The organism is Stenotrophomonas sp. SrG, from assembly GCF_050031795.1.
GTDB classification, from domain to species: Bacteria; Pseudomonadota; Gammaproteobacteria; order Xanthomonadales; family Xanthomonadaceae; genus Stenotrophomonas; species Stenotrophomonas rhizophila_A.
Genome location: NZ_JBNBBE010000387.1, coordinates 1 through 261 on the forward strand (window position 1 = coordinate 1; position 261 = coordinate 261).

Annotated in this window: 1 pseudogene; it reads left to right on the plus strand. The window is 62.5% G+C overall.

From position 1 onward, the window contains the following. Nucleotides 1-45 precede the first annotated feature (45 nt). Nucleotides 46-261 (plus strand): annotated as a pseudogene (locus ACQG3P_RS20195) (HU family DNA-binding protein); the annotation flags it as partial.

Genomic DNA, 261 nt, shown 5'->3' on the forward strand with positions numbered 1-261 from the left:
TGTTCGGCGCGACCACACAACCAACCGAACACGGAACAGGAAACCATGGCAAAGTCCGCTAAGAAGGCTGCCCCGAAGAAGGCAGTGAAGAAAGTCGCTACGAAGGCCGCCGCAAAGCCGGCAGCTCCGACGCCGATCAAGGAAGTGCTGACCAAGTCCGGCCTGGTTGCACACATCGTGGAAGCCTCCGGCGTTGTCGCCAAGGCCGTCCGCGCTGTGCTGGCCTCGCTGGAAACCGCCGTGGCTTCCTCGGTGCACAAG